Consider the following 24,465-nt stretch of genomic DNA (forward strand, 5'->3'; position numbering starts at 1 on the left):
GCTACTTCCCGCGCTTGGACCTGGACTGGCGCGAGGGCTGGTTGCGTCCCGCGCTGCCGCTGGGTCCGACCGGACCGCGCGCGGGCGGGACGGTGCGGCCGCGGCCGGTGGCCTCGGGGCGCTTGGTCAGCGTCGGGGTGCTCGGCTCGAGGTCGTCGTCGACGTCGGCGAGGTCGTCGTCGTCGGGACCGTCCTGCTCGGGCATGTCGTCGGTGAACACCGGGACGGCGGCGTAGCGGTCGGCCTGGGCGCGCTCGCGAGCCTTGGACCGACGCTCGGCGAGCTTGACCTCGCTCTCGTTGCTCTTCAGGTGCACCAGGACGCGCGGGGCGAGGATGACCGAGGAGTAGACGCCGACGGCCATGCCGACGAACTGCGAGAGCGCGAGGTCCTGCAGCGAGCTGGCACCGAGCTGGGCGGCGCTGACCCAGAGGATCGCGCCGATCGGGATGAGGGCCACGATGCCGGTGTTGACCGAGCGCACCAGGGTCTGGTTGACGGCGAGGTTGGCGGCCTCGGCGTAGGTCTGGCGGTTCTTGCGCATGTCGCGGGTGTTCTCACGCACCTTGTCGAAGACGACGACGGTGTCGTAGAGCGAGAACCCGAGGATCGCGAGCAGACCCGTGACCGCCGAGGGCGTGACCTGGAAGCCCGACAGGGCATACACGCCGACGGTGATGACGACGTCGTGGATCAGGGCGACGAGCGCGGCGACCGACATCTTCCACTCGCGGAAGTAGGCGCCGATGAACAGCAGCACCAGGACGAGGAAGACCGCGACGCCGAGGACGGCGCGCTGGGCGACCTCCTGGCCCCAGCTGGCCCCGATGTCGGAGTTCGAGACGTCGTCGAAGGCGACGCCGAACGACTCCGCGAGGTCGGTGCGGATCTCGATGGCCTGCTCGTTGGTGAGCTCCTCGACCTGCACCAGGACGGCGTTGCCGGCGGTGTTGGCCGTCGGCGCCTCGGTGCCCTCGATGCCGGTCTCGGCGACGACGTCGGCGGCCTGGTCGGCCTCGACCTGCGAGGCGTTGCTGACCGGCACGCGGAACTCGTTGCCGCCGGTGAACTCGATGCCGAAGTTCAGGCCCCGGAACAGGATGGCGGCGAAGGCCAGCAGCACGATGCCACCGGTGATGGCGTACCAGAGCGGCCGGCGGTGGACGAAGTCGTAGGACTTGCGGCCGGTGTAGAGGTCGTTGCCGACCCGCGAGAACTTGCCCATCAGGCCTTACCTCCTGCGGGGACGACGGCCGCGCGGCCACCGCCCGGACCGTCGATGCCCAGCGTGCCGGCGCTGAGGCCGGACAGCCGGTGACCGCTGTTGAAGAACCGGAACCGGGCCAGCCACGACACCATCGGCTTGGTGAACCAGAACAGGATCGCGAGGTCGACGATCGTGGTGAGGCCGAGGGCGAACCCGAAGCCCTTCACCGCGCCGGTCGCGAAGATGTAGAGCACGAGCGCCGAGAGCAGCGAGACGACCTGGGCCGCGAGCCGGGTGACCTTGGCGCGCTTCCAGCCGGTCTCGACCGCGACCCGCATCGACTTGCCCTCACGCATCTCGTCACGGATGCGCTCGAAGAAGATGATGAAGGAGTCGGCGGTGACACCCACGGCGATGATCAGGCCGGCGATGCCGGGCAGGGTCAGCGTGAAGCCGGCCGTCTCGCTGAGCAGCAGCACCAGCGCGTAGGTGACGGCGGCGGCCGCGAGCAGCGACGCCACGACGACCAGGCCGAGGCCGCGGTAGTACAGCAGGCAGTAGATGAGCACGAGCCCGAGGCCGAACGCACCCGCGAGCAGACCGGCCGAGAGCTGGTCGCCGGCCAGCGACGGGCCGATGTTCTCGCTGTTGGAGTCGAAGGAGATCGGCAGCGAGCCGTACTTGAGGCTGGTGCTGAGGTCCTTGGCCTGGGTCTCGGTGAAGTTGCCCGAGATCTGGGCCGAGCCGTCGGTGATGACGCCGTCGAAGTTGGGGTAGGTGATCACCGTGCCGTCGAGGACGACGGCGAACTGCTCGTTCTTGTCGACCATGTCGCGCGACGCGGCGCTGAAGACGTCGCGCCCCTCGCCCTGCAGGTCGAGGGTGACGACGTAGCGCACGGCGTTCTGCGGGATGCCGTAGCTGGCGTCCTTCAGGTCGGTGCCGGCGATCACGGCCGGCGACATGAGGAACTTGAACGACGGCGTCGCCGGGGTGTCGCCGACGGCGTCCTCGGGCGGCGAGCAGGCCACCAGCGGGGCGAGCGGGTCGTCGAGCGGGATGGCGGGGAGCGCCTCGAACGCGGCCGGGTCCATGCCGGCCGGCGCGGTGTCGACCTTGGAGATCAACGCGTCGCCGCTGCACTGGTAGGCGTTGTAGGCGTTGTAGTCCTCCTGCGAGTAGCCCCCGCGCATGAACGCCAGGCCCTCCTCGAGCGGGATTACGGCGTTCGGGTCGCTGCTGGCCTCGGCGGCACCCTCACCGGGGGCCGGCGACGTCGGCGCGCCGGTGGCGGGGGCGTCCGTGGCCGGGGCGTCGGTGGCCGGGGCGTCGGTGGCCGGGGCGTCCGTGGCCGGGGCGTCGGTGGCCGGCGGCGTGGTGGTGTCCTGGCTGAAGCCGGGCGCGACGCGGTTGCTGCCGGCCGGGGCGCTCTCGCCGCCGGTGGCGGGTCCGGCGGAGGTGGTCGGCACCTCGGCGGGCGGCTCGGTCGCGGCGGGGTCCTCGGCGACCGGCGGGAGCTCGCCGGTGGGCGCGGCGGCGGCGGGCGGGGTGCACCCACCGGTGCCGTCGTAGCAGGCGACGAGGCGGAAGCGCAGCTGCGCCTGCCGCTCGACGACCTCGACGAGCTCCTGGCGGACGTCGCCGGGGATCTCGACGACGACGTTGCGGCCGCCCTGGGTGAGCACCTCGGCCTCGGAGATGCCCGAGCCGTTGACGCGCTGGTCGATGATCGAGCGCGCCTCGTCGAGGCTGTCGGCGCTCGGGTCACCCTGGGCGTTCAGGGTGATCCGGGTACCGCCCTGGAGGTCGAGCCCGAGGGCCGGCTTCCAGGAGCCGGCCAGGGCCACCAGGCCGTAGAGGATCGCCGTGCCCAGGAGGAACACCACGAGGGTGCGTCCCGGGCGGGCCTGCTTCTTCGCCATCTCAGTTGTCTCCAGGACGCGGGTCGTGCGACGCAGGGGCGTCGTCCGTGGTCTTCTCGAGGCGCGGCGGCGCGCCGCCGTCCAGCTCGCCGTCGGGGTCGGCGGCCAGCTCGTCGGCCCCGTCGTCGGGGTCGTCGTAGGACTCCGTGACTCGGTTGGCGATGGCGCCGCGCACGACCGTGACGACGACGTCGGGCGCGATCTCGATGTCGGCCTTGTCCTCGATGAGGTCGGTGACGGTGCCGAAGAAGCCGGAGGTCAGCATCACCTGGTCGCCGACCTCGATCGAGGACTGGAGCCGCATCGTCTCGCGCTGCTTGCGCTGCTGCGGACGGATGATGAGCAACCAGAAGACCAACAGGATCGCGACGATGGGGAGGAACCCCACAAGCCCTTCCACGAGACGCAGACCTCAACAGTTCACTAGGGGGAGCCGCCGGTCGCAGAGCGCGGACCGGCCGACGGGCGAGTGTAGCCGTTGGGTTGTTCCCAGGGACCAATCGCCACCGATGACCCAACGACTCAGGTGTCGAAGAGAGTTCCCGCGCCGTCGGTGTCGTCCCGACCGGTGGGATCGGCGGGCACGGCGAGGCCGAGGTGGTCCCACGCCGCCCGGGTCGCGACCCGGCCGCGGGGGGTGCGGGCCAGGAAGCCCATCCGCACCAGGAACGGCTCGGCGACCTCCTCGACCGTCTCGCGCTCCTCCCCGACGGCGACGGCCAGCGTGGAGACGCCGACCGGTCCCCCGCCGAAGCGCCGGCACAGGACGTCGATGACCGCCTTGTCGAGCCGGTCGAGGCCGAGCTCGTCGACCTCGTACAGCTCGAGGGTGCGGTGGGCGACGTCGAGGCTGACGACGCCGTCGGCGCGGACCTGGGCGTAGTCGCGGACCCGGCGCAGCAGCCGGTTCGCGATGCGGGGCGTGCCGCGCGAGCGCGACGCGATCTCGGCCGCGCCCTCGTCGGTCAGGCGGACGCCGAGCAGCCCGGCCGAGCGGTGCACGATCAGGTCGAGCTCGTGGGGCTCGTAGAACTCCAGGTGGCCGGTGAACCCGAACCGGTCGCGCAGCGGCCCCGGCAGCAGCCCGGCGCGGGTGGTGGCGCCGACGAGGGTGAACGGCGGGATCTCGATGGGGATCGCCGTCGCGCCCGGCCCCTTGCCGATGATCACGTCGACGCGGAAGTCCTCCATCGCGAGGTAGAGCATCTCCTCGGCCGGGCGCGACATCCGGTGGATCTCGTCGATGAAGAGGACGTCGCCCTCGTTGAGCCCGGACAGGATCGCGGCGAGGTCGCCGGCGTGGGTGATCGCGGGACCGCTGGTCAGCCGCAGCGGCGCCGACATCTCGCTGGCGATGATCATCGCCAGCGTGGTCTTGCCGAGCCCGGGCGGTCCGGACAGCAGCACGTGGTCGGGGGCGCGTCCGCGTCGGCGCGCGGCCTCGAGCACCAGCCCGAGCTGCTCGCGCACCCGCGCCTGGCCGACGACCTCGTCGAGGGTGCGCGGACGCAGCGCCGCCTCGATCGCGCGCTCGTCGCCCTCCGCCTCCGCGGCGGTCACCGACACCGGGCCGGCGGGCCCGCCACCGGTCATGGCGGCGAGGTGGCGCTCCTCGGCGGCGCTCAGCTCGTCGTCGTGTCCGCGCGTCACCGGCTCAGGCCTTGCTCAGCGAGCGCAGCGCCGCGCGCAGCAGGGCGCCGACGTCGGGCACCTCGCCCGCCTCGGGGGCGACCGCGTCGACCGCCTTCTCGGCATCGCGCGTCGTCCAGCCGAGGCCGACGAGCCCCTGGTGCACCTGCTCGCGCCACGCCTCCGCCGAGGCGGCCGCGACCGAGCCGGGCCGGACGCCGGTGGGCGCGCCGATCCGGTCCTTGAGCTCGAGGATGATCCGCTGCGCGCCCTTCTGGCCGATGCCGGGCACCTTGGTGAGCGTCTTGACGTCGTCGGAGGCGATCGCGCGGCGCAGGTCGTCGGGGGCCAGGACGGCGGTGATGGCCTGCGCGACCTTCGGGCCCACCCCGGACGCGGTCTGGACGAGCTCGAAGATGCTCTTCTCGTCGTCGTCGACGAAGCCGAAGAGCGTCAGGGAGTCCTCGCGCACGATCATGCTCGTCGGCAGCGTCGCGGTGTGGCCGGCGCGGAGGGTCGCCAGGGTGCCGGGGGTGCACATGACCTCCAGGCCCACTCCCCCGACGTCGACGACGGCGCTGCTGAGGGTGACGGCGGCGACCTGGCCGCGGACGTAGGCGATCATCGGGTTCTCCTGCCGGCCGCGGCGACCGCGGCGTCGATCCGGGACTGGGCGCCGCCGCGCCAGATGTGGGTGATGGCCAGCGCGAGCGCGTCGGCGGCGTCGGCGGGCTTGGGCGGCCGCTCGAGGCGCAGGATGCGGGTGATCATGGCGCCGACCTGCGCCTTGTCGGCGCGACCGTTGCCGGTGACGGCCGCCTTGACCTCGCTCGGCGTGTGCAGCGCCACCGGCAGTCCCCGCCGCGCGGCCACCACCATCGCGATGCCGCTGGCCTGGGCGGTGCCGATGACGGTGCTGATGTCGGAGCGGGCGAAGACGCGCTCGACCGCGACGGCGTCGGGGCGGTGCTCCTCGATCCAGGCCTCCACGCCCTTCTCGATCGTCACCAGCCGCTCGGCGACCGGCAGGTCGGAGGACGTGCGCAGCACGTTGACGTCGACCAGCGTCAGCGGCCGGCCGACGCTGCCCTCGACGACCCCCATGCCGCACCGGGTCAGCCCGGGGTCGATGCCCAGCACCCGCACCTGTCCACCCCTCGCGTCTCGAACGTGTGTTCGGAGCCAACGGTAACCGGCCCCACCGGCCACGCCCCGCTGCGACACACCCCCACCGAGTCGGCGCGGAGGTGAAGTCGGATCGCGCCGAGTCGGCGCGGAGGTGAAGTCGGATCGCGCCGAGTCGGCGCGGAGGTGAAGTCGGATCGCGCCGAGTCGGCGTTGCGGTTGAGCGCGAGCGCCGACTCGGCCCGGGGGTGGTGGTGGTCGGCCTAGGCGTCGAGCTCGGCCATGACGTCGTCGGAGACGTCGTAGTTGGCGTAGATGTTCTGGACGTCGTCGAGGTCCTCGAGGACGTCGAAGAGGCGGAAGAACTTCTCGGCGCCGTCGGCGTCGAGCTCGACCTTGTTGTCGGGGACGAACGACGCCTCGGCGGAGTCGTAGTCGATGCCCGCGGCCTGGAGGGCGGTGCGCACCGAGACCAGGTCGGTGGCCTCGGAGACGATCTCGAAGGCCTCGCCGAGGTCGTTGCACTCGTCGGCGCCGGCCTCCAGCGTGGCCTCGAGGACGTCGTCCTCGGAGACCGTCCTGCCCTCCTGCTCGGCCGGCACGATCACGACGCCCTTGCGGTTGAACAGGAACGACACCGAGCCGGGGTCGGCCAGCGAGCCGCCGTTGCGGCTCATGGCGGTGCGGACCTCCATGGCGGCGCGGTTCTTGTTGTCGGTGAGGCACTCGATGAGCAGCGCGACGCCGGCCGGGCCGTAGCCCTCGTACATGATCGTCTGGTAGTCGGCCCCGCCGGTCTCGGCGCCGGAGCCGCGCTTGACCGCGCGCTCGATGTTGTCCTTGGTGACCGACGACTTCTTCGCCTTCTGGATGGCGTCGAAGAGCGTCGGGTTGCCGGCGGGGTCACCCCCGCCCATGCGGGCGGCGACCTCGATGGTCTTGATCAGCTTGGTGGTCAGCTTGCTGCGCTTGGAGTCGAGCGCGGCCTTCTTGTGCTTGGTGGTCGCCCACTTGGAGTGCCCGGACATGCCTACCTCTCTCAACGGTTTCTGCGTCAGGTGCTGGCGACCAGCTCGACGAACAGTCGGTGCACCCGGCTGTCGTCCCCGACCTCCGGGTGGAAGGAGGTGGCGAGCAGGCGGCCCTGACGGACCGCGACGATCCTATCCGCGGCCGGTCCGTGCTCGACGCGTGCCAGCACCTCCACGTCCGGACCGACCTGCTCGACCCACGGCGCCCGGATGAAGACGGCGTGCACCGGGCCGGCGACGCCGGTGACGTGGAGGTCCTCCTCGAAGGAGTCGACCTGGCGGCCGAAGGCGTTGCGACGCACGGTGATGTCGAGGCCGCCGATGGTCTCCTGGCCGGCCGCGCCGTCCTCGATCCGGTCGGCGAGCAGGATCATGCCCGCGCAGGTGCCGAAGACGGGCAACCCGTCGCCGACGCGCTCGCGCAGGGGCTCGACCAGCTCGAAGATCCGGGCCAGCTTGGCCATCGTGGTCGACTCCCCGCCCGGGACGACGAGCCCGTCGACGGCGTCCAGCTCGGCGCGACGGCGCACCGGCACCGCCCGGACGCCGAGGGAGGTCAGGGTCCGCAGGTGCTCGCGGACGTCGCCCTGCAGGGCGAGCACGCCGATCGTCGTCACCGGGCGATCCTAGGGTCGCCCGTCGTCTCGGCCCGCCCCTCTACCCTCGGCGCATGAAGCCGCAGCTCGGGGTGGCCCGCCTGGTGACCGCCCTCGCCCTCGTCGTGACCCTGGGCGCGGTGGCGCTGCTGACCTACGTCGTCCTCCCCCGCTCCGACGACCCCGCGCCCGACGAGCCCGGCCCGTCCGACGCGGCGTCCGCCCCGACGTCGACGCCGACCGACGAAGCGACCTCCGCCCCGCCGTCGCCGACGGCCGGGGACTGGCCGGCGAGGGTGCAGCCGTTCGTCGACGTCGTCGAGCGCGAGCGCGGGCTGCAGTTCACCGAGACGGTGCCGGTCGTCTTCCTCGCGCCCGACCGGTTCCGCGCCCAGGTGACCCAGGACCAGGGCGACCTGACCCGCGAGGAGCGTGCCGAGGCCCGCAGGGACACCGCGTTCTTCCGGGCACTCGGCCTGATCGGCCGCGACGTCGACCTGTTCGACGAGGTGCAGCGGCTGCGGGGCGTCGGCACGCTCGGCTACTACTCCAGCGACGACCAGCGGATCCGGGTGCGGGGCACCGACCTGACGCCGGCCGTGCGCGCGACGCTGGTGCACGAGCTCACCCACGCCCTCCAGGACCAGCGCTTCGCGATCGGCGAGACCTCCGAGAAGCTCGGCGAGCAGGAGTCCGGCTCCGCCGAGAGCGCCTACGACGCCCTGGTCGAGGGCGACGCCTCCCGCGTCGAGACCGCCTACGTCCAGGGCCTCCCGCAGGAGGAGCAGGACGCCTGGGCCGACGACAAGGCCGCCGAGACCGAGGCGTTCGAGGAGCAGTCGCGCGACATCCCGCCGGTGCTGGACAACCTCGTCGGGGCGCCCTACGTGCAGGGCGAGCAGCTGCTCCAGCTGGCCACCGCGCTGAGCGCCGACGGCGACGCCAACGCCGCCGCCGACGCCCTCTTCGCCGACCCGCCGACCACCGAGGAGCACCTCCTCGACCCGTGGACCCTGCTCGTCGACCAGGACGCCGGCGCGGTGGTCGACACCCCGGCACCCCGACTCGGCGTCGGCGAGGAGGAGCTCGACTCGGGCACCTTCGGTGCGTTCGGCTGGTACCTCGTGCTGGCCCAGCGGCTCGACCCGCGGACGGCGCTCGAGGCCACCGACGGCTGGGGCGGCGACGCCTACGTGTCCTACGAGGACGACGGGCGCAGCTGCGTGCGCGTGGCCTACCGCGGCGACACCCCCGACGACGTCGACCAGCTCGCCGACGCCCTCGCCACCTGGGTCGCCCCGAGCCCCGCGGCCCGGGTCGAGCGCGACGGCGACCGACTGCTGTTCACGGCGTGCGAGCCCGACACCGACGTCCCGGCGCTCGAGGGGCAGGACCTCATCCTCCAGCTGCCGCTGACCCGCACGGCGATCACCACCCAGGTCGTCGAGCAGGGCGGCGAGCCGGACCTCACCCGCTGCTACGTCGAGGGGATCGTCGACCGGCTCACCGTCGAGCAGCTCGTCGACCCCGGGCAGGGCGAGTCGCCGGAGGTGGCGGCCCTCGTGCAGGAGGTCCTCGACGGCTGCGGGGGCTGACTACAGCGCGTTGACGCTGTAGCCCACCGAGCCGTTGGCGACGTTGCCGAAGGCGTCGGTCGACCGCAGCGTCAGGAGGAACTCGGCGGCGAGGAGGCTGGGGTAGGCCGTGGCCGGGCTCCCCGGGACCGTCCAGCTCGTGGTCCCCGTCGTCGCGCGGAAGGTCGGGCACGACGCCTGGGCCACCTGGACCCACGCCGACCCGGACCAGCAGAACCACGTCGACCCGAGGACGCCGGTGAGGGTGCGGAGCAGCGTGTACTCGGTGAGCGCGACGCCCGAGGCGTCCGCCGAGGTGCCGCAGGCGATCCCGGCCGGGACGCACGCGGCCACCTGGCTCCGCATGTTGGCGGCCGACACGTTCGTGGTGCGCGGCTGGGTCAGGGCCAGCACCGGGCCGGTCACCTCGGGGGTGTACACCCGTCGCGTCGACTCCTCGACCCACTGCCCGCCGATCTTCGCCCGCACCGAGTAGTAGACGGTGCCGGCCTGCCTCACGTCGGTGCAGCTCAGCGCGGTCGTGGTGCAGACCGAGGTCCCGGTGCCGCCGGTGGCGGTGGTGTGGCGGAGCACCTCGTAGGCCGTGGCCGTGGTCGCGCCGACCGCGGCGCTCGACCAGGTCAGCGCGACGACGCTCGTCGTCGGTGTCTGGGTGCTCCCGGGGGCCGCGGGGACGGCGAGGTCGGCCGCGCCGAACGACGAGGTGAGCGCCCGGTTGGCGTCGGTGAACGCCGCCAGGGTGCCCTCGACCCCGCCCGCCCCGAGCGAGCCGCCGACCAGCACCAGGGTCACCGCGGCGGCACCGGCTGCGCGCCGGTCACGCCCGGCACCGCGGTGGCGGGCGGGACCGGCGCCGCGGCGCGCCCGCGCCGCGTCGTCCGGGTCGTCCTCGTCCGCGCCGTCCGCGCCGTCCTCGTCGTCCGCGTCGTCCTCGTCGTCCTCGTCGGTGCGCCCGAACGTCATCAGGACCAGCATCAGGCTCAGGCACCCGACGGCGAGCAGCCCGGGCGGCGTGAGGACGTGCGCGACCACGAAGCCGCCGTACGGGGCGGAGGCGACCACGCGCTCGACCGACTCGACGACGTAGACCTCGTCGTCCGGCGTGGTGTTGGCGTCCCCCTGGAGCACCAGGGTCGCCCGGTCGCCGCGCACGGTCGTCGAGACCACCCGGTGCGTGATCCGGTCACCGTTGGCCGCGAGCACGCTGACGACGTCGCCGGGTCGGACGTCGGCCGCGGCCGTCTCCCGCGTGAGCGCGACCCCACCGGTGGGGATGTCCGGTGCCATCGAGCCGGAGCGGAAGACGAGGAGGCTGAAGCCCAGGAAGGCCACGGCCACGCCGGCGAGGACCGCGAGCAGCCCGAGGGCCGCGCCGGCCCACAGGAGGAGCTCGCGAAGTCGGTGCATCCGCTCAGGCACCGACCTGCTTGGAGTCGAAGAGGAACGACGCGGTCCCGCCGAGGGTCTGCAGCGCGTTGGGGGCGTTGCTGTTCAGCCGGGCGATGATGCAGACGGTGTCGCTGGCCCCGACCGCCAGGGCGCGGTTGGTCGCGAAGGTCGAGGGCGCCGTGGTGAGGAGCGTGGTGTTGGCGTCGGTGGGGGTGACGGCGCCACACGTGCCGGTCCGGTTGCCGTTCGCGGCGGAGCCGGTGTTGGCGGCGGTGGCGCCGAACGTGACGGAGTACTGCAGCCCGTTGGTCACCGCCAGGCCGCCCGACCCGGTGCCGGTGAGGGTGTAGGTGAGCGGCACCGTCCCGGCGTTGGCGACCGGGAAGCTCCCGGCCACGCTCTCGCCGGGCACCATGTTGCCCAGCGCCAGGCTGGCGATCGTCGTCGAGCCACCGTTGTTGGCCTGGCCCGCGAGCTGACCGTTCACGGTGATGTCGAGGGTGCCCGAGCTGAACGCGCCGGTCTGGGCGGTCCCGGAGTCGGTCCAGAACGCGAAGGTGCCCTTCACGCTCAGTCCGGTCGCGAGGACCGCGACGGCGCCGAGCGAGATGATCGCCCGGGTGCGGCCGGAACGTCGGCGCCGGCGGGTGCTGGTGCGGGGGGTGCGCATCGTGGATCTCCTGGGGTGGGGCCGTGGGGGGGGCGGACGAGCGGGGTGGGGGTCAGGCGTCCGGTGGGGGGCGGCGCCGGGAGAGCAGGACGAGCAGGGCGCCGCCGAGCACGAGCCCGGCCGCGGCGGGCAGCAGCCAGGGCTCGATCGAGGAGCCCGTGGCCGGGAGGTCAACGCCCGGCAGCGCGAGGTCGGGCGTCCCGTCGCCCGGCGTGCCCCCGCCGTCGTCGCCGTCGGTCGACTCGGTGAGGGTGACGGTGAAGTCGAGGTCGGCACCGAGCACCATGGTGGCGTTCGGCGCCTCGGGCGCGAGCCGCACCCGGACGTCGACGGCGACCTCGGTACCGGCGGCGACGTCCTCGGCGTCGATGAGCTCGTGCGCGCCCGGGGCGGTGGTGCCGACGTAGTCCTGCTGCCCGATCCGGGCCGCGACCTCGAGGTCGTCGGTCCCGAACAGCGCGTCGCGGGGCGCCCGGTCGATGCGGACCGTGAGGTCGCCGAGGCCGGAGGACTGGTTGCGCACCCAGAACCGCGCGGTGCGCTCGTCGCCCGGCACCCAGCGCACCTCCGGGTCGAACAACGGTCGGGTCAGGGCGTCGCCGTAGTGCACGCCGTCCCTGCTCACCCCGAGCTGCCCCTCGGCGGCCGCCGCCGGCGACAGGGACGCCGCCGCCAGCAGCACGACCGGGACGACCACGGCGGTCCTCACGACGGGCTCCGTCGTCGGGACCGGTCGCGGGCGGCTCCGGCGAACATCAGCAGCGCGTACCCGGCGAGCCCGCCGGCCACGACGAAGGTCACCAGCTGGCGCTCGTGACCGGTGACCAGGGTGTTGAGGCCGCCCAGGTGCGGGACGGCGTACCAGAGCTCGCCGCGCACCTGCTCGGGTCGCACCCAGACCTCGTCGGGAGCACCGTTGGCGTCGCCCCGGGTCTGGAGCTCGACCTCGCCGCGGAGGCTGGTGCGCACCGCGACGACCCGGTGCGTGACGACCTCCGGCTCCCCCGAGCGGAGCTGGTAGGTGATCACCGACCCGAGGTGCAGGTCCTCGAAGGCGACCGGACGCACCACCACCAGGGTGCCGGGCGGCAGGTGCGGCCGCATCGACCCCGTGAGGACGGTGTAGGGAGTGGCCCCGCCGAGCCGCGGGACCACGACGGCGACCGCGATCGCCGCGACGCACGCCAGCAGCACCGCCCAGACGAGCACGCGGGCCGCGAGGCGCACGACCGATCCCACCGTGCCGCCGCTCCCGTCCGGACGGACGTCGGCGTCGGCACGGTGGTCCAGGGACACACCGGGAGTCATCAGCGCGGGCTGGGGACGGTCAGGGGTTCGGGTTGTCGGCGCCGAGGTCCTGGGTGAGGGCGACGGTGAGGTTCGCGAGCGACGCCGTGATGTTCTGGGTGTCGTTGGCGTTGATCGTGGTGGCGTTGCCGAACGGGATCGTCACCACGATGCTCGCGGTGAGCGTGTCGCCGTCGTTCTCCTCGGTGATCGTGTCGTCCGCCGCCAGGGGCCCGCCGGGCAGCGCGTACGTCGCGTCGACGGTCGCCGTGAACGACGGCGCCGCCGGCGCCGGCGTGATGACGATCGTGTCGGGGATGGTCGGGCTGGCCTCGAGGTTGTCGCCCTCGGCGCCGATCACGAACTCGCAGTCCTTGGTGATCGCGTCACCGGGCACGAAGTTGACCACGGGCGCGCCGGCGTTGCCACCGTCGGCGTAGACCCAGTCGGCGTCGCACACGCCGTCGTCGAGGGTGAGGAAGCCGGCGTTCACGGAGCCGCCGTTGACGGTGGCGGAGTCGCTCCAGAAGGCGAGCGTGCCGGCGCCGCCGAGCAGGAGGACAGCGGCGGCCGCGGCGCCGATGGCGCCCTTGGTTGACTTGTTCATGTGGAGGTCTTTCGTGGGGGGTGTGGGGGGGGATCCCCCGACCGGGTCGGGGGCGCGACCACTGACGCGACCGGGCACGTCGGAGACCGACACGCCTGTCTAGTCCAGCCGTCGGACCCCTCGTACCCACCCGACCCGGAAACAGGAATTTTACCTTGGTGTGATCCGCGTCACGCCGTTCCAGCCCCGGGACGGAGCACCCCGGGCCCCCCCTCTCCGGGACCCCTACCAGCCGCGCTCGGCGAGCCGGTGCGGCTGCGGGATCTCCTCCACGTTGATGCCGACCATGGCCTCGCCCAGACCCCGCGAGACCTTCGCGACCATGTCGGGGTCGTCGTGGAAGGTGGTGGCCTTGACGATCGCCTCGGCCCGCTGCGCGGGGTTGCCGGACTTGAAGATTCCCGAGCCCACGAAGACGCCCTCGGCGCCCAGCTGCATCATCATCGCGGCGTCCGCCGGGGTGGCGATGCCACCGGCGGTGAACAGCACCACGGGCAGCGTGCCGGTCGCGGCGACCTCCTTGACGAGGTCGTAGGGCGCCTGGAGCTCCTTCGCGGCGACGTAGAGCTCGTCGTCCTGGAGCGAGGCGAGCCGGCGCAGCTCGCCGAGGATGGTGCGCATGTGGGTCACGGCGTTGGAGACGTCGCCGGTGCCGGCCTCACCCTTCGAGCGGATCATCGCGGCGCCCTCGGTGATCCGGCGCAGGGCCTCGCCCAGGTTGGTCGCACCGCACACGAACGGCGCGGTGAAGGTCCACTTGTCGATGTGGTTGGCGTAGTCGGCCGGGGTCAGCACCTCGGACTCGTCGATGTAGTCGACGCCGAGGCTCTGCAGCACCTGCGCCTCGGCGAAGTGACCGATGCGGGCCTTGGCCATCACCGGGATCGAGACCGAGGCGATGATCGAGTCGATCATGTCGGGGTCGCTCATCCGGGACACGCCGCCCTGGGCGCGGATGTCGGCGGGCACCCGCTCGAGGGCCATGACGGCGACCGCGCCGGCGTCCTCGGCGATCTTCGCCTGCTCGGCGGTGACGACGTCCATGATGACGCCGCCCTTGAGCATCTCGGCCATCCCCCGCTTGACGCGGGTGGTGCCGGTTCCAGGGGTGTCGACGGTGTTGTCCATAACCGGCGACTCTAGGCCTGGGGGGTGGGTCCTGCCGATTCGCCGGAGGGGGGTCCGGCCGGGGGTGCGGCGGCCGCGGTGGCCGCGTCGAGGACGAGCGCCTGGCGGCGCACCTTGAGCACGCGGAAGCCGACGGTGTAGGTGTTGGCGACGGCCAGGACCCAGAGCGTGACGTACATCAGGATCGGCAGGTCGAAGATCGCGCCGAGCCCGGTCATCACCAGGATCGAGACCAGGCGGTCGGCGCGCTCGGCGATCCCGCCCCTGGCGTCCATGCCCAGCGACTCCGCGCGGGCCCGGGCGTAGGAGGTCACCGAGCCCATCACCAGGCAGTAGAGCGAGACGCACAGGTAGAGGTAGCTGTCGCCGACGCCGGCGAAGTAGAGCGCCAGCCCGCCGAAGATGGCCCCGTCGCCGAACCGGTCGAGGGTGGAGTCCCAGAACGCGCCGAACTTCGAGCTGCGCCCCAGCTCGCGGGCCATCTTGCCGTCGACCAGGTCGCTGAAGACGAACGCGGTGATGAACAGGACGCCGATGAGCAGCTCGCCGATCGGGAAGAAGATCAGCGCCCCGGCGCAGACGCCGATGGTGCCGACGAGGGTCACGGTGTCGGGGCTGATCCCGAGCTTGATGAAGAGCCTGACGAAGGGCATCAGCACGACGCCCTGCCAGAACCCCTTGAATCTCTCCAACATGTCGCGAGCAGGCTACCGGTCGGCGGGCCTTGCTCGGCACCGACCCTGGACACCCGGCGTACTGTCGCACCACGGGCCCATCCAGGGTCTCCCTCAGAGAGCAGTCCTCATGAGCGACAAGTCGCCACGGCAAGGAATGTCGAAGAAGTCCGGGAAGTCTCTCAAGGAGAAGCGCGCCGACAAGCGGGGCAAGGCCGACGGCGCCACCGCGTCACCGGTGGAGCAGATCAACACCAAGCGGCGCTGAGGAGCAGCCGGCGGCCGGGCGTCAGGCCCAGGCGTCGGCGAACAGCGCGCGGGTGTCGGTGAGCAGCTCGGGCAGCGTCTTGGTGCGCCCGATGATCGGCATGAAGTTCTGGTCGCCCGGCCACCGCGGGACGACGTGCTGGTGCAGGTGGGCCGCGATGCCCGCCCCGGCGACGTGGCCCTGGTTCATGCCGATGTTGAACCCGCCCGCGCCGGAGACCGCGCGGACCGTGCGCATCGCGGCGCGGGTCAGGTCGGCGATCTCGGCCGCCTCGGCGTCGGTGGTCTCGGTGTAGTCGGCGATGTGGCGGTAGGGGCAGACCATCAGGTGCCCGGGCGCGTACGGGTAGAGGTTGAGCACGGCGAAGGCGAGCTCGCCGCGGTGCACGACCAGCCCGGCGGCGTCGTCGAGACCGGGGATCCGGCAGAACGGGCAGGTGCCGGACGTCGCGTCGGAGGGCTTGTTCTCGCCGCGGATGTAGGCCAGCCGGTGCGGCGTCCAGAGCCGGTCGAGCTCGTCGGGCTCGCCGACGCCGTCCTGGTGCACCGGCGGTCCGGTCACGTCGCCGGTCACGGGGTGGCTCCCTCGGTGGCGAACAGCTCGCCGATCGGTCGGTCGGGGTCGAGCTCGAGGCCGATCCGGCGGGCGTGGCCGTCGATGAGGCTCCACACCGACAGGCTGAGCATCCCGACCAGGCGGGCGGCCTCGGGCTCGCGAGGCTCCTGGGCGACCCAGTGCCGCACGGCGCCGAACACCGCGCCGACCAGGACGTGGGCCAGGGGGTCGAGGAGCAGCCGCTCGTCGTCGTCGAGGTCGGCGTCGACCAGCCGCAGCGCCCGTCGGAGGACGTCGACCAGCGCGCCGGCGATCCGGTCGGTGCCCTGCTCGAACGGGCCGCTGATCTCCTGGACGGCGAACGTGTGCGCCGCCGGGTGGGCGGCGACCCACTCGACGTAGGAGCCGACGATGCGCCGGATGATCTGGCGGATCGTGCCGTCGAGGCTGACGGTCGGGATCAGCACCGCGGTGAGGTCGTCGAGCACGTGGGCGCGGATCGCGCGGTCGAGGTCGGCGCGGTCGTCGAAGTGGCGGTAGACGACGGTGCGGTTCAGGCCGGCCCGGACCGCGATCTGCTGGACGTGGAACTCGTCGCCCGGACGACCGGCCTCGATGACGACCAGCGCGGCGTCGAGGATCTGCTGGCGGCGCTGCTGGTTGTGGCTGTCCCAGCGGGCCTGACGGCCGTCTTTCGCCATGCCCGTCCCTCACCCGTGTGTCGGGCGCCCCCTCGCGGAGCGCTCACCGAAGGGTAGCCGCGGCCCGACCCGCGCCCGGTGGGTGGAGGGCCGGTCAGGACGCGATGCCGGCGTGCATCTCCCAGACCAGCACCTCGGCGGCCTCGGTCGCGGTCAGCCGCTGGCCGCCGGTGGCGGTGAGGCGGACGGCGTCCCCGGTGGCCAGAGGTCCGGCCCCCTCGAGGACGACGGCCCCCCGCGGCACGAAGAGGTGCAGGTACGGCGCCTCCGGAAGCTCGACGGACTGTCCGGGCTGGAGCCGGGCGGCGTGCAGCGCGGCGTACTTGTTGCGGATGCGGATCGCCGAGGCGCCGTCGTGCTGCGGCATGCCAGAGGCGACGGGCACCAGCGAGCCGCTCATCAGGTCGGCGTCGATCTCGAGCTGCTCGTAGCCCGGTTCCACACCGCGCTCGTCGGGCACCACCCACATCTGCACGAAGTGCACGGGCTCGTCGTGCGGCCGCTCGCTGTCGGTGGCCAGGCGCCACGAGTCGTTCTTCTCCGAGTGCAGGATGCCGCGCCCGGCGCTCATTCGCTGCGCCAGACCGGGGTAGATCAGGCCGCTGTGGCCGGTGGAGTCCTGGTGCACCAGGGAGCCCTGGAGCACCCAGGTGACGATCTCCATGTCGCGGTGCGGGTGGGTGTCGAAGCCGGTGCCGGCGTCGACGACGTCGTCGTTGTTGACGAGCAGCAGGCCGTGGTGGGTGTTGGCCGGGTCGTGGTGGTGGCCGAAGGAGAAGGAGTGCTTGCTGTCGAGCCAGCCGAACCTGCTGGCGTAGCGGTCGGCGGAGCGGCGGACGTCGATCTGGGGCGTGGGCGTCGAGGTGGTCATGCCGGTCCAAGTTACGTGACACGTCACCTATTCCCGTAGACTCGTGCCGTGGACGACGACGACGGCTGGCTCTCCCCCGCCCAGCAGCGTGCCTGGCGACACTGGGTCGCCCTCGGCACCGCGCTGCCGGCGCGCCTGACCCGCCAGCTGCAGGAGGAGTCCGGGCTCTCCCTGGCCGACTACGACGTGCTGGTCGCGCTCAGCGAGGCCCCCGACGCCCGGCTGCGCGTGGGCGACCTCGCGGCGGCCGCCGGCTGGGAGCGCAGCCGGCTCTCGCACCACCTGCGCCGGATGGGCGGGCGCGACCTGGTCGCCCGCGAGGAGTGCGCGGACGACGGCCGCGGCGCCTGGGCGGTCCTGACGCCGACGGGGCGCGACGCCCTCGACCGCGCCGCCCCGGGGCACGTCCGCTCGGTGCGCGAGCTGGTCTTCGCCGACCTCGACGAGGCCGAGCTGGCCGTGCTCGAGCGGGTGCTGCGCGGCGTCCTGGAGCGGACCCGGGGCTAGTCGGTCGCGAGGCGCGGCGGGAACCCACCGGTCGCGATCGGACCCCACCGGGTGGGGGTGATGCGGAGCAGCGACTTGCCCTGCTCGCGCATCGCCTGCCGGTACTCATCCCAGTCGGGGTGCTCGCCGGAGATGCAGCGGAAGTAGTCGACCAGCGGCTCGACGGAGTCGGGCGGGTCGATCACCTCGCACGTGCCGTCGACCTGCACCCACTCGGCGTCGAACTCGTCGCTCATCACCAGGACGCTGACCTCCGGGGTGCGCCGCGCGTTCACGGCCTTGGCCCGCTCGGGGTAGGTCGAGACGACGATGCGTCCCTCCTGGTCGACTCCCCCGGTCACCGGGCTGACCTGGGGGCTCCCATCGGCGCGTTGGGTGACGAGCACCAGGCGGTGGCGGGTGCGCGCGAAGTCGAGCAGCTCGTCGAGCCCGACCCTGGTCGTGGTGGCGATCTTGCGAGGCATGGGTCCACCTCAGCACAGCCGGGCAAGCCCGCGCCGTACCTGGGTGTCAGCCGGTGACACCTGCGTACGGCGCTGCCGCGGTCACGCAGTCGGGGCACGGGGTCGGCGCCCCGGTCCACCCGCGACGCCGCAGCACGGCGCCGACCCTCAGCGCCGTGTCGCACGACCGGCCGAACACCTGCCCCCACCCCAGGCGGACCGTCGCCCGCCCGGTCACCGCCGCGTCGAGGTCGCGCTCGAGGTCACGGTCGCGCGCCCGCACGCCGTCGTGGAACAGCCGACCGTCGAGCTCGACGTACAGCCGCTGCTCGCGGTACTCGACGTCTCGGTAGAGCGGGCCGCGCCTGGAGTCGGCGACCTGCCGTGTCGACGCCGGCAGCCCGTGCGGGCGCTCCACCCGGTCCAGGTAGCCGTGCTCGAGCACGGAGCAGGTGCCGGCGGCGACGTCGTCGAGCACGGCGGCCAGGAACGCCCGCCGGTGCACCCGACGCCGTTCGTCGAGCGTCGCCCGCAGCCGCGACGCCGTCGTCAGCCGTGCCTGCACGGCGTCCGCGAGCACCGCGATCGCCGCGGGCTGACGTGGCGACAGCGGGCCTGGGCTGCGGTGCTGGCGCTGGAGCCGGCCGCCCTGTGCCACCGGTCCGCGATCCGGGCCCTGGACGGTCCGGGTCGCGTCGAGGCGGACGCCGTTCCGGTGTGGTCGACGTAGACGCCGGGCACCACCGTGACGAGCTCACGACGCCGCAGTCGTCGCCGGACGTCAGTCGCGGCCAGCCCGTGGGCCAGCAGCTGGCCACGCGACACCACGCCCGCCTGCTGCGCCACGAGGTCGTCGAGGGCATCCACGACGGCCATCCTGCGGGCCGGACGCCGACCGAACCACCACGCGCTCGGCGCCTGTGGATCAACGCCGTACGTAGGTGCCAGCCGGCGACACCTGCGTACGGCGCTGACCTCGACCGGGAGCCCTCAGACCTGCTCGCGGGCGTTGACGGCGGTCGCGACCCGGGCGATGGCCTCGTCGATCGGGACGCCGTTGTCCTGGCGCCCGTCGCGGTAGCGGAAGGAGACCGCGCCGGCCTCGATGTCGTCCTTGCCGGCGATCATCATGAACGGCACCTTCTGCAGCTGCGCGTTGCGGATCTTCTTCTGGAACCGGTCGTCGGAGTGGTCGACCTCGACCCGCAGGCCCTGCACCCTCATCCGCCGCGCGACGTCGGCGAGGTAGTCGCCGGCGAACTCCGCGACCGGGATCGCCTGCACCTGCACCGGGGCGAGCCACGGGGGGAACGCGCCGGCGTAGTGCTCGACCAGGACGCCGAGGAACCGCTCGATCGAGCCGAACTTGGCCGAGTGGATCATCACCGGCTGCTTCCGGGTGCCGTCGGCGGCCTGGTACTGGAGGTCGAAGCCCTCGGGCTGGTTGAAGTCGTACTGGATGGTCGACATCTGCCAGGTGCGCCCGATCGCGTCCCTGGCCTGCACCGAGACCTTCGGGCCGTAGAACGCCGCGCCGCCCGGGTCGGGCACGAGCTCCAGCCCGGACTCCTCGCACGCGACCCGCAGCACCTCGGTCGCCTTGTCCCACTGGTCCTGCGAGCCGACGAACTTGTCGGGCTTGGAGTCGTCGCGGGTGGAGAGCTCGAGGTAGAAGTCGTCGAGCCCGAAGTCGCGCAGCAGCCCGAGCACGAAGTCGAGCAGGTGCTTGATCTCGCCGGGCGCCTGCTCCTCGGTGACGTAGGAGTGCGAGTCGTCCTGGGCGAAGCCGCGCACGCGGGTCAGGCCGTGGATGACGCCGGACTTCTCGTAGCGGTAGACGTGCCCGAACTCGAAGAGCCGCAGCGGCAGCTCACGGTAGGACCGACCGCGGGAGCGGTAGATCAGGTTGTGCATCGGGCAGTTCATGGCCTTGAGGTAGTAGTTCGCGCCCTCGAGCTCCATGGGCGGGAACATGCCGTCGGCGTAGTAGGGCAGGTGCCCCGACAGGTGGAAGGTGTGCTCCTTCGAGATGTGCGGGGTCCCGACGTAGTCGAAGCCCTCCTCGATGTGGCGCCGGCGGACGTAGTCCTCCATCTCGCGCTTGATGACGCCGCCCTTGGGGTGGAAGACCGGCAGGCCGGACCCGATCTCGTCGGGGAAGCTGAACAGGTCGAGGTCGCGCCCGAGCTTGCGGTGGTCGCGCTTCTCGGCCTCGGCGATCCGCTCGAGGTGCGCCTCGAGCGCCTCCTTGGACTCCCAGGCGGTGCCGTAGATGCGCTGGAGCTGCTTGTTCTTCTCGTCGCCGCGCCAGTACGCCGCCGCCGAGCGCATCAGCTTGAAGGCCGGGATCCGCTTGGTGGTGGGCAGGTGCGGGCCGCGGCACAGGTCGCTCCAGGCGACCTCGCCCCTGCGGTTGACGTTGTCGTAGATCGTCAGCTCGCCGGCGCCGACCTCGACCGAGGCGCCCTCGGCCGCCTCCGCGCCGCCACCCTTGAGGCCGATCAGCTCGACCTTGTACGGCTCGCCCGCGAGCTCGACCAGGGCGTCGGCGTCGGTGGTGACGCGCCGGGAGAACCGCTGGCCCTCCTTGATGATCTTGCGCATCCGGGTCTCGATCTTGTCGAGGTCCTCGGGCACGAACGGGGTCGCGACGTCGAAGTCGTAGTAGAAGCCGTTCTCGATCGGCGGGCCGATGCCGAGCCTGGCGTCGGGGAACAGCTCCTGGACGGCCTGGGCCATCACGTGCGCGGTGGAGTGGCGCAGGATGTCGTGGCCGTCGGCGGACTCGATGAGCACGCCCTCGACGACGTCGCCCTCGACGAGCTCGTAGGAGAGGTCCTTCAGCTCGTGCTCCGCGCCGTCGCCCGCGCCGAGCACCCGGGCGGCGATGACGTCCGGGTGGTCGGCGAACAGCTCCCACGCCTTGGTGCCCGTCGCCGTGGTCCGCTCCTCGCGCTCGTCGGCGTGGACACGGACGACGTTGATCTCAGACACCATGGGCGGATCGTATCGACCGCCCCCGGTCGCCCGCGCCCCGATATGGCTCAGGCGGTCTCGTCGTCCATGTCGCGGTAGCGCTGGGCCTGGGCGAGCAGCGGCGCCAGCGACTCGTGGGTCGCGGCGTGCGGGTGCGCGAAGTCGCCGTCGTCGACGTAGGCGCCGGTGTAGGCCGTGGTGTCGCGCTGGAAGCGCCAGCCCTCGGCGAGCGGGCCGACGTCGTGGGCGTCGTAGCCGATCGAGTCGAGGAACGCCGTCACGGTCTGCTTGGCGCCGTCGTCGTCACCGGCGATGGCCAGGACACTGCGCTCCGGGTCGCCGGCGGGGCGGGCCAGCGAGCGCAGGTGCTCGAAGTAGATGTTGTTGAAGCCCTTCACGACGTGCGACGTCGGCAGGTGGGCCTGGAGCAGCTCGGACGTCGTGGTCGACTCGTCGTCGAGCTCGGCGATCCGGCCGTCGCGCTCCGGGTAGTAGTTGTTGGTGTCGATGACGACCTTGCCGGCGAGCGGCTCGACCGGCACCTCGCGGTAGGCCTTGAGCGGCACGGTCACCACGACGAGGTCGCCGGCCGCGGCCGCCTCGGCGGCGGTCGCCGCCCGGGCGTGTGGGCCGAGCTCCGCGACGAGGTCGGCGAGCGTCTCCGGCCCGCGGCTGTTGCTGAGCACGACGTCGTGACCGGCGTCGACCGCCAGTCGCGCGACGGTGCTGCCGATGTTGCCTGCTCCGATGAGTCCGATGGTGGTCATGGTCGGTACAGCGCCGGGCCCGGCGGCGTTGTTCCGCGGGGCCGGCCGGTGTGACGTTCCGAACCCGGTGTCAGCAGCCGTCGAGCACCAACCCGGGCTTGAAGCGGGTCCTGACGCCGACGAGGGTCACCTCGTCGCGCCCGCGCAGCGGGCGGTCGGCCACGAACGCCTCCCCGAACAGGAACCCGATCCACCGGCGCTCGGCGCCGGTCCCCCTGCGGACGAAGCGCCCCCACTGCCCGAAGCCGACCTCGATTGGCGCGGACAGCCGCGGGCCGTAGGCCTGCTTGACCTCGCGGTTGGTCGAGCCGACGCCGAGGCCCTGCACGGTGCGCGGGCGGGTGCCGAAGACGGCGATCTCGGCGATCCGGTCCTGCTGGTTCACCAGGACGGCGTACTGGTGGCGCCACACGCCCTTCGGGCGCAGCCGGATCGGGTCACACGGCGGGGCCGGGACGTCGGCGTCGAACTCGCCGGTGGCCAGGGCCTCGGCGACGGTCATCCCGGCGACCGCCTGGCCGACCTGGCCGGGCTTGATCACCCGGCCCGGCGCGGGAGCGGGGGTCTCGGCGGACCTCTCGGCGGGCGTCTCGGCGGACGCCGTCGCCGCGACGAGGGTGGTGGAGCAGACGGTCGCCGCGACGGCGGCGGCCAGGAGCGAGCGCACGGTGTTCATGGGGTTCCTCACGGGAGCTTGTCGATGCGGATCCTGCCGGGCATGACGCCGATCTGCGGCTGACACTCGAGCGCGGGCGGGACGACGGCGTTCGCGCAGCCCCACACCCCGTTCTCGTAGCCGACCGCGGCGCCGGCGAACTTCATGGCGCCGTCCTCACCGCCGGTGATCCCGGTGATGCGGAAGCTGCCGTCGCGCTGCGTGGTGGCGCTCAGCGGCGCCTCGCCGAGGGGCGTGAAGGTGACCTTGACGCCCCGGACGCCGAGCTTGGTCTGCGAGTCGACGACGACGCCCCGCACGAAGGCCGGCACGGCCACGACCGTGCCGAGCGCGGCGCCCCCGGCGTAGGTGTCGGCCCACGTGAGGGCGGTCTGGAACGCCTTCGGGTCCTGGCCGACCCAGCCCCGCTGGTGGGAGCCGGCGACCAGCTCCACGTAGTAGGGGGTGCTCGACGACCCGCCGGGCAGCGAGAACTGGCCCCGCCCGTTGGTGGTCGCCGTGGCGACGACCGGGCCCAGCCCGGTCCGGGCGACGGCCCGAAGGCGGACGGTCGCGCCGGCCACGGCGGCGCCGTCGAAGGAGACGACCCGCCCGGTGACCGCGGCGGCCGCTGACGGACGCGCCGGAGCGGACGCGTCGGCGCGCGGGGTCGGGCCGGCCAGGCCGAGGAGGAGCAGGCCCGCGACGAGCGCGGCGAGGAGCGGGCGCGGGGCGCGCGGGAGGCGCGTCGGGTCCAGGAGCATGCGCCGGAGGCTAGTGGGGCGGCGTTCCGGAACGGTTCGGGAATCCTGTGGGCCGACGCCGGGCGGGGGCGGCAGTGAGAGGATGACCGCCGTGCCGGCCGACCTCACCCCCTCGCCGGGGCTGGTGCTGTACGTGACCGGCCCGTCGCCGCGAGGGACGGTTGCCCTGGCCCGCGCCCTGGAGCACCGCGTCCGGCGCCAGGGCACGCGCGTCGTCACCGGTCTCGACGGCGACGACGTGCGCCACCACCTCTCCCCCGGCCCGGACACCGACGCCGGCCGGGAGCTGCACCTCCGCCGGCTCGGGTGGGTCGCGGCGGAGATCGCGCGGCACGGCGGTGTCGTCGTCCTCGGCCCGGAGGCTCCGCCGGCGGCGACCCGCCAGGTCCGCGAGCTGGTCGAGGGCACGGGCGGCACGTTCGTCCTGCTCGACGTCGACACCACCGGCCGCAGCGTCGACGACGCCCTGGCCGAGGTCGTCGAGGTCCTCGCCGGGGCCGGCCACCTCGACCTGCGCGCGCCCGCGCCCGCCGAGGGGACCGCACCCCGGCCCGAGCCGGGCGCGGAGCCGCGTCCGCTCGAGGTCCTCTTCGTGTGCACCGCCAACATCTGCCGCTCCCCCTACATGGAGCTCGCCGCGCGCCGGATGGCCGGGGACGGGATCCGCTTCACCAGTGCCGGCACCCACGGCTGGGTCGACCACGGGGTGAGCCCCGAGATGGCGCGCCCGCTCACCGCCCGCGGCTTCGACCCGAGCGGCTTCCGCAGCCGCCGGCTGACCCGCCGGATGGTCGAGGACGCCGACCTGGTGCTGACCGCCGAGGCCAGCCACCGCTCCTTCATCCTCGACGACTCCCCCGCGGCGTTCCGCAAGGTCGTCACGCTTGGCCAGGCCGGCCGGGCGATCGGCTCACTTCCCGGCGACCTGAGCCCCGCGCAGGTGCTGGGCGCGCTGGCCGAGCACCGCGGCCCCGCCGACCCTGCGCTCGACGTCGCCGACCCCTACGGGCGCGACGCCGACGTCGCCGACCGGGCGGCTGAGAGGATCGACGCGCTGCTGGGCGTCGTCCTGCCTGCCCTCACGCCCTGACCGACCTC

At 73.0% G+C, this 24,465-nt stretch carries 29 protein-coding genes; 4 read left to right on the top strand and 25 right to left on the bottom strand.

Features of this window, described 5'->3' with window-relative positions; all coding sequences use genetic code 11:
• Position 1 precedes the first annotated feature (1 nt).
• From secF to pdxT, 8 genes are all read right to left on the bottom strand, one after another.
• On the bottom strand, positions 2-1,225 hold the full coding sequence (secF, locus tag FE634_RS11915) for a protein translocase subunit SecF (protein WP_137293493.1): 1,224 nt from the start codon (positions 1,223-1,225) through the stop codon (positions 2-4).
• A complete protein-coding gene (gene secD, locus FE634_RS11920) occupies positions 1,225-3,129 on the bottom strand; it encodes a protein translocase subunit SecD (RefSeq protein ID WP_137293494.1) in 1,905 nt (634 codons plus the stop codon). The genes secF and secD overlap by 1 nt, the downstream gene beginning before the upstream one ends.
• 1 nt (position 3,130) lies before the next feature.
• On the bottom strand, positions 3,131-3,517 hold the full coding sequence (gene yajC / locus FE634_RS11925) for a preprotein translocase subunit YajC (RefSeq protein WP_170981535.1): 387 nt from the start codon (positions 3,515-3,517) through the stop codon (positions 3,131-3,133).
• 134 nt (positions 3,518-3,651) lie between these two features.
• Positions 3,652-4,722, bottom strand: coding sequence for a Holliday junction branch migration DNA helicase RuvB (ruvB, locus tag FE634_RS11930; RefSeq protein WP_137293597.1), 1,071 nt, complete (start codon positions 4,720-4,722; stop codon positions 3,652-3,654).
• 61 nt (positions 4,723-4,783) lie between these two features.
• Positions 4,784-5,383 (bottom strand): Holliday junction branch migration protein RuvA, encoded by a 600-nt coding sequence (gene ruvA / locus FE634_RS11935; protein WP_138875979.1) that lies wholly within the window; start codon positions 5,381-5,383, stop codon positions 4,784-4,786.
• Positions 5,380-5,895 (bottom strand): crossover junction endodeoxyribonuclease RuvC, encoded by a 516-nt coding sequence (gene ruvC, locus FE634_RS11940; RefSeq protein WP_212721638.1) that lies wholly within the window; start codon positions 5,893-5,895, stop codon positions 5,380-5,382. The genes ruvA and ruvC overlap by 4 nt, the downstream gene beginning before the upstream one ends.
• Positions 5,896-6,146: 251 nt before the next feature.
• Entirely contained in the window at positions 6,147-6,911 is a 765-nt protein-coding gene (locus FE634_RS11945; RefSeq protein WP_138875980.1) for a YebC/PmpR family DNA-binding transcriptional regulator, read from the bottom strand.
• A gap of 26 nt (positions 6,912-6,937) precedes the next feature.
• Positions 6,938-7,531 carry a pyridoxal 5'-phosphate synthase glutaminase subunit PdxT gene (gene pdxT / locus FE634_RS11950; protein WP_137293499.1) on the bottom strand — a complete coding sequence of 198 codons (594 nt, stop codon included), beginning with the start codon at positions 7,529-7,531 and terminating at the stop codon, positions 6,938-6,940.
• 53 nt (positions 7,532-7,584) lie between these two features.
• On the opposite strand from pdxT, the gene FE634_RS11955 reads away from it, so the two are divergent.
• Positions 7,585-9,105: a hypothetical protein gene (locus tag FE634_RS11955; protein ID WP_138875981.1), complete on the top strand. Its 1,521-nt coding sequence runs from the start codon at positions 7,585-7,587 to the stop codon at positions 9,103-9,105.
• On the opposite strand, the gene FE634_RS11960 is transcribed toward FE634_RS11955, so the two are convergent.
• From FE634_RS11960 to pgsA, 7 genes are all read right to left on the bottom strand, one after another.
• Complete coding sequence (locus tag FE634_RS11960) at positions 9,106-10,512, bottom strand: signal peptidase I (protein ID WP_148240627.1); 1,407 nt, start codon at positions 10,510-10,512, stop codon at positions 9,106-9,108.
• 4 nt (positions 10,513-10,516) lie between these two features.
• Positions 10,517-11,164, bottom strand: a complete 648-nt coding sequence (locus FE634_RS11965; RefSeq protein ID WP_137293502.1) for a TasA family protein — start codon at positions 11,162-11,164, stop codon at positions 10,517-10,519.
• 52 nt (positions 11,165-11,216) lie between these two features.
• Positions 11,217-11,873 carry an LPXTG cell wall anchor domain-containing protein gene (locus tag FE634_RS11970; protein ID WP_137293503.1) on the bottom strand — a complete coding sequence of 219 codons (657 nt, stop codon included), beginning with the start codon at positions 11,871-11,873 and terminating at the stop codon, positions 11,217-11,219.
• Positions 11,870-12,460 (bottom strand): signal peptidase I, encoded by a 591-nt coding sequence (locus FE634_RS11975; RefSeq protein ID WP_262347398.1) that lies wholly within the window; start codon positions 12,458-12,460, stop codon positions 11,870-11,872. Before FE634_RS11975 ends, FE634_RS11970 begins: the two co-directional genes overlap by 4 nt.
• A 31-nt stretch (positions 12,461-12,491) precedes the next feature.
• A complete protein-coding gene (locus FE634_RS11980) occupies positions 12,492-13,058 on the bottom strand; it encodes an alternate-type signal peptide domain-containing protein (protein ID WP_137293505.1) in 567 nt (188 codons plus the stop codon).
• A gap of 225 nt (positions 13,059-13,283) precedes the next feature.
• The gene (gene pdxS, locus FE634_RS11985; protein WP_138875984.1) at positions 13,284-14,186 is read right to left on the bottom strand and encodes a pyridoxal 5'-phosphate synthase lyase subunit PdxS; all 903 of its coding nucleotides are present in this window, start codon (positions 14,184-14,186) and stop codon (positions 13,284-13,286) included.
• 11 nt (positions 14,187-14,197) lie between these two features.
• Positions 14,198-14,881, bottom strand: coding sequence for a phosphatidylinositol phosphate synthase (pgsA, locus tag FE634_RS11990; RefSeq protein WP_137293507.1), 684 nt, complete (start codon positions 14,879-14,881; stop codon positions 14,198-14,200).
• Positions 14,882-14,990: 109 nt separating this feature from the next.
• Between pgsA and FE634_RS21060 the strand changes: the two genes are divergently transcribed.
• The gene (locus FE634_RS21060; RefSeq protein WP_187366685.1) at positions 14,991-15,128 is read left to right on the top strand and encodes a hypothetical protein; all 138 of its coding nucleotides are present in this window, start codon (positions 14,991-14,993) and stop codon (positions 15,126-15,128) included.
• Between the two features lie 21 nt (positions 15,129-15,149).
• Here the strand turns inward: FE634_RS21060 and FE634_RS11995 are convergent, their stop codons facing one another.
• From FE634_RS11995 to FE634_RS12005, 3 genes are all read right to left on the bottom strand, one after another.
• A complete protein-coding gene (locus FE634_RS11995) occupies positions 15,150-15,701 on the bottom strand; it encodes an HIT family protein (RefSeq protein ID WP_138875985.1) in 552 nt (183 codons plus the stop codon).
• Complete coding sequence (locus FE634_RS12000; protein ID WP_138875986.1) at positions 15,698-16,384, bottom strand: TetR/AcrR family transcriptional regulator; 687 nt, start codon at positions 16,382-16,384, stop codon at positions 15,698-15,700. Before FE634_RS12000 ends, FE634_RS11995 begins: the two co-directional genes overlap by 4 nt.
• A gap of 94 nt (positions 16,385-16,478) precedes the next feature.
• On the bottom strand, positions 16,479-17,255 hold the full coding sequence (locus tag FE634_RS12005) for a pirin family protein (RefSeq protein ID WP_137293510.1): 777 nt from the start codon (positions 17,253-17,255) through the stop codon (positions 16,479-16,481).
• A 48-nt stretch (positions 17,256-17,303) separates the two neighbouring features.
• Here FE634_RS12005 and FE634_RS12010 point away from each other — a divergent pair, with 48 nt between their 5' ends.
• Positions 17,304-17,762 carry a MarR family winged helix-turn-helix transcriptional regulator gene (locus FE634_RS12010; protein ID WP_138875987.1) on the top strand — a complete coding sequence of 153 codons (459 nt, stop codon included), beginning with the start codon at positions 17,304-17,306 and terminating at the stop codon, positions 17,760-17,762.
• Here the strand turns inward: FE634_RS12010 and FE634_RS12015 are convergent.
• The 7 genes from FE634_RS12015 to FE634_RS12040 form a co-directional block, all read right to left on the bottom strand.
• On the bottom strand, positions 17,759-18,226 hold the full coding sequence (locus FE634_RS12015) for a PPOX class F420-dependent oxidoreductase (protein ID WP_138875988.1): 468 nt from the start codon (positions 18,224-18,226) through the stop codon (positions 17,759-17,761). The two genes, FE634_RS12010 and FE634_RS12015, sit on opposite strands and share 4 nt — an antisense overlap.
• A gap of 46 nt (positions 18,227-18,272) precedes the next feature.
• Positions 18,273-18,863 carry a hypothetical protein gene (locus tag FE634_RS12020; RefSeq protein WP_222847575.1) on the bottom strand — a complete coding sequence of 197 codons (591 nt, stop codon included), beginning with the start codon at positions 18,861-18,863 and terminating at the stop codon, positions 18,273-18,275.
• The gene (locus tag FE634_RS21865; protein WP_396954577.1) at positions 18,755-19,081 is read right to left on the bottom strand and encodes a type IV toxin-antitoxin system AbiEi family antitoxin domain-containing protein; all 327 of its coding nucleotides are present in this window, start codon (positions 19,079-19,081) and stop codon (positions 18,755-18,757) included. The genes FE634_RS12020 and FE634_RS21865 overlap by 109 nt, the downstream gene beginning before the upstream one ends.
• 114 nt (positions 19,082-19,195) lie before the next feature.
• Positions 19,196-21,202, bottom strand: a complete 2,007-nt coding sequence (gene thrS, locus FE634_RS12025; protein WP_137293513.1) for a threonine--tRNA ligase — start codon at positions 21,200-21,202, stop codon at positions 19,196-19,198.
• Between the two features lie 47 nt (positions 21,203-21,249).
• Entirely contained in the window at positions 21,250-21,948 is a 699-nt protein-coding gene (locus FE634_RS12030; RefSeq protein WP_138875989.1) for an NADPH-dependent F420 reductase, read from the bottom strand.
• A 70-nt stretch (positions 21,949-22,018) separates the two neighbouring features.
• The gene (locus FE634_RS12035) at positions 22,019-22,624 is read right to left on the bottom strand and encodes a hypothetical protein (RefSeq protein ID WP_148240628.1); all 606 of its coding nucleotides are present in this window, start codon (positions 22,622-22,624) and stop codon (positions 22,019-22,021) included.
• 8 nt (positions 22,625-22,632) lie between these two features.
• On the bottom strand, positions 22,633-23,367 hold the full coding sequence (locus FE634_RS12040; protein ID WP_138875991.1) for a carboxypeptidase-like regulatory domain-containing protein: 735 nt from the start codon (positions 23,365-23,367) through the stop codon (positions 22,633-22,635).
• Positions 23,368-23,458: 91 nt separating this feature from the next.
• On the opposite strand from FE634_RS12040, the gene FE634_RS12045 reads away from it, so the two are divergent.
• Positions 23,459-24,457, top strand: coding sequence for an arsenate reductase/protein-tyrosine-phosphatase family protein (locus tag FE634_RS12045; protein ID WP_187366686.1), 999 nt, complete (start codon positions 23,459-23,461; stop codon positions 24,455-24,457).
• The last annotated feature ends 8 nt before the right edge of the window (positions 24,458-24,465 follow it).

This window comes from Nocardioides sp. S-1144, from assembly GCF_005954645.2.
GTDB lineage: Bacteria > Actinomycetota > Actinomycetes > Propionibacteriales > Nocardioidaceae > Nocardioides > Nocardioides dongxiaopingii.

Coding starts and splice junctions, on each gene's coding strand:
- FE634_RS12015 (WP_138875988.1), bottom strand. CDS start 18,226: ATGCCTCGCAAGATCGCCACCACGACCAGGGTCGGGCTCGACGAGCTG.
- ruvB (WP_137293597.1), bottom strand. CDS start 4,722: ATGACCGGTGGCGGGCCCGCCGGCCCGGTGTCGGTGACCGCCGCGGAG.
- pdxS (WP_138875984.1), bottom strand. CDS start 14,186: ATGGACAACACCGTCGACACCCCTGGAACCGGCACCACCCGCGTCAAG.
- FE634_RS21060 (WP_187366685.1), top strand. CDS start 14,991: ATGAGCGACAAGTCGCCACGGCAAGGAATGTCGAAGAAGTCCGGGAAG.
- FE634_RS11955 (WP_138875981.1), top strand. CDS start 7,585: ATGAAGCCGCAGCTCGGGGTGGCCCGCCTGGTGACCGCCCTCGCCCTC.
- FE634_RS21865 (WP_396954577.1), bottom strand. CDS start 19,081: ATGGCCGTCGTGGATGCCCTCGACGACCTCGTGGCGCAGCAGGCGGGC.
- FE634_RS11960 (WP_148240627.1), bottom strand. CDS start 10,512: ATGCACCGACTTCGCGAGCTCCTCCTGTGGGCCGGCGCGGCCCTCGGG.
- FE634_RS11965 (WP_137293502.1), bottom strand. CDS start 11,164: ATGCGCACCCCCCGCACCAGCACCCGCCGGCGCCGACGTTCCGGCCGC.
- FE634_RS12005 (WP_137293510.1), bottom strand. CDS start 17,255: ATGACCACCTCGACGCCCACGCCCCAGATCGACGTCCGCCGCTCCGCC.
- secD (WP_137293494.1), bottom strand. CDS start 3,129: ATGGCGAAGAAGCAGGCCCGCCCGGGACGCACCCTCGTGGTGTTCCTC.
- FE634_RS11980 (WP_137293505.1), bottom strand. CDS start 13,058: ATGAACAAGTCAACCAAGGGCGCCATCGGCGCCGCGGCCGCCGCTGTC.
- FE634_RS11945 (WP_138875980.1), bottom strand. CDS start 6,911: ATGTCCGGGCACTCCAAGTGGGCGACCACCAAGCACAAGAAGGCCGCG.
- ruvA (WP_138875979.1), bottom strand. CDS start 5,383: ATGATCGCCTACGTCCGCGGCCAGGTCGCCGCCGTCACCCTCAGCAGC.
- secF (WP_137293493.1), bottom strand. CDS start 1,225: ATGGGCAAGTTCTCGCGGGTCGGCAACGACCTCTACACCGGCCGCAAG.
- pgsA (WP_137293507.1), bottom strand. CDS start 14,881: ATGTTGGAGAGATTCAAGGGGTTCTGGCAGGGCGTCGTGCTGATGCCC.
- FE634_RS12035 (WP_148240628.1), bottom strand. CDS start 22,624: ATGAACACCGTGCGCTCGCTCCTGGCCGCCGCCGTCGCGGCGACCGTC.
- FE634_RS12030 (WP_138875989.1), bottom strand. CDS start 21,948: ATGACCACCATCGGACTCATCGGAGCAGGCAACATCGGCAGCACCGTC.
- FE634_RS12040 (WP_138875991.1), bottom strand. CDS start 23,367: ATGCTCCTGGACCCGACGCGCCTCCCGCGCGCCCCGCGCCCGCTCCTC.
- thrS (WP_137293513.1), bottom strand. CDS start 21,202: ATGGTGTCTGAGATCAACGTCGTCCGTGTCCACGCCGACGAGCGCGAG.
- FE634_RS12000 (WP_138875986.1), bottom strand. CDS start 16,384: ATGGCGAAAGACGGCCGTCAGGCCCGCTGGGACAGCCACAACCAGCAG.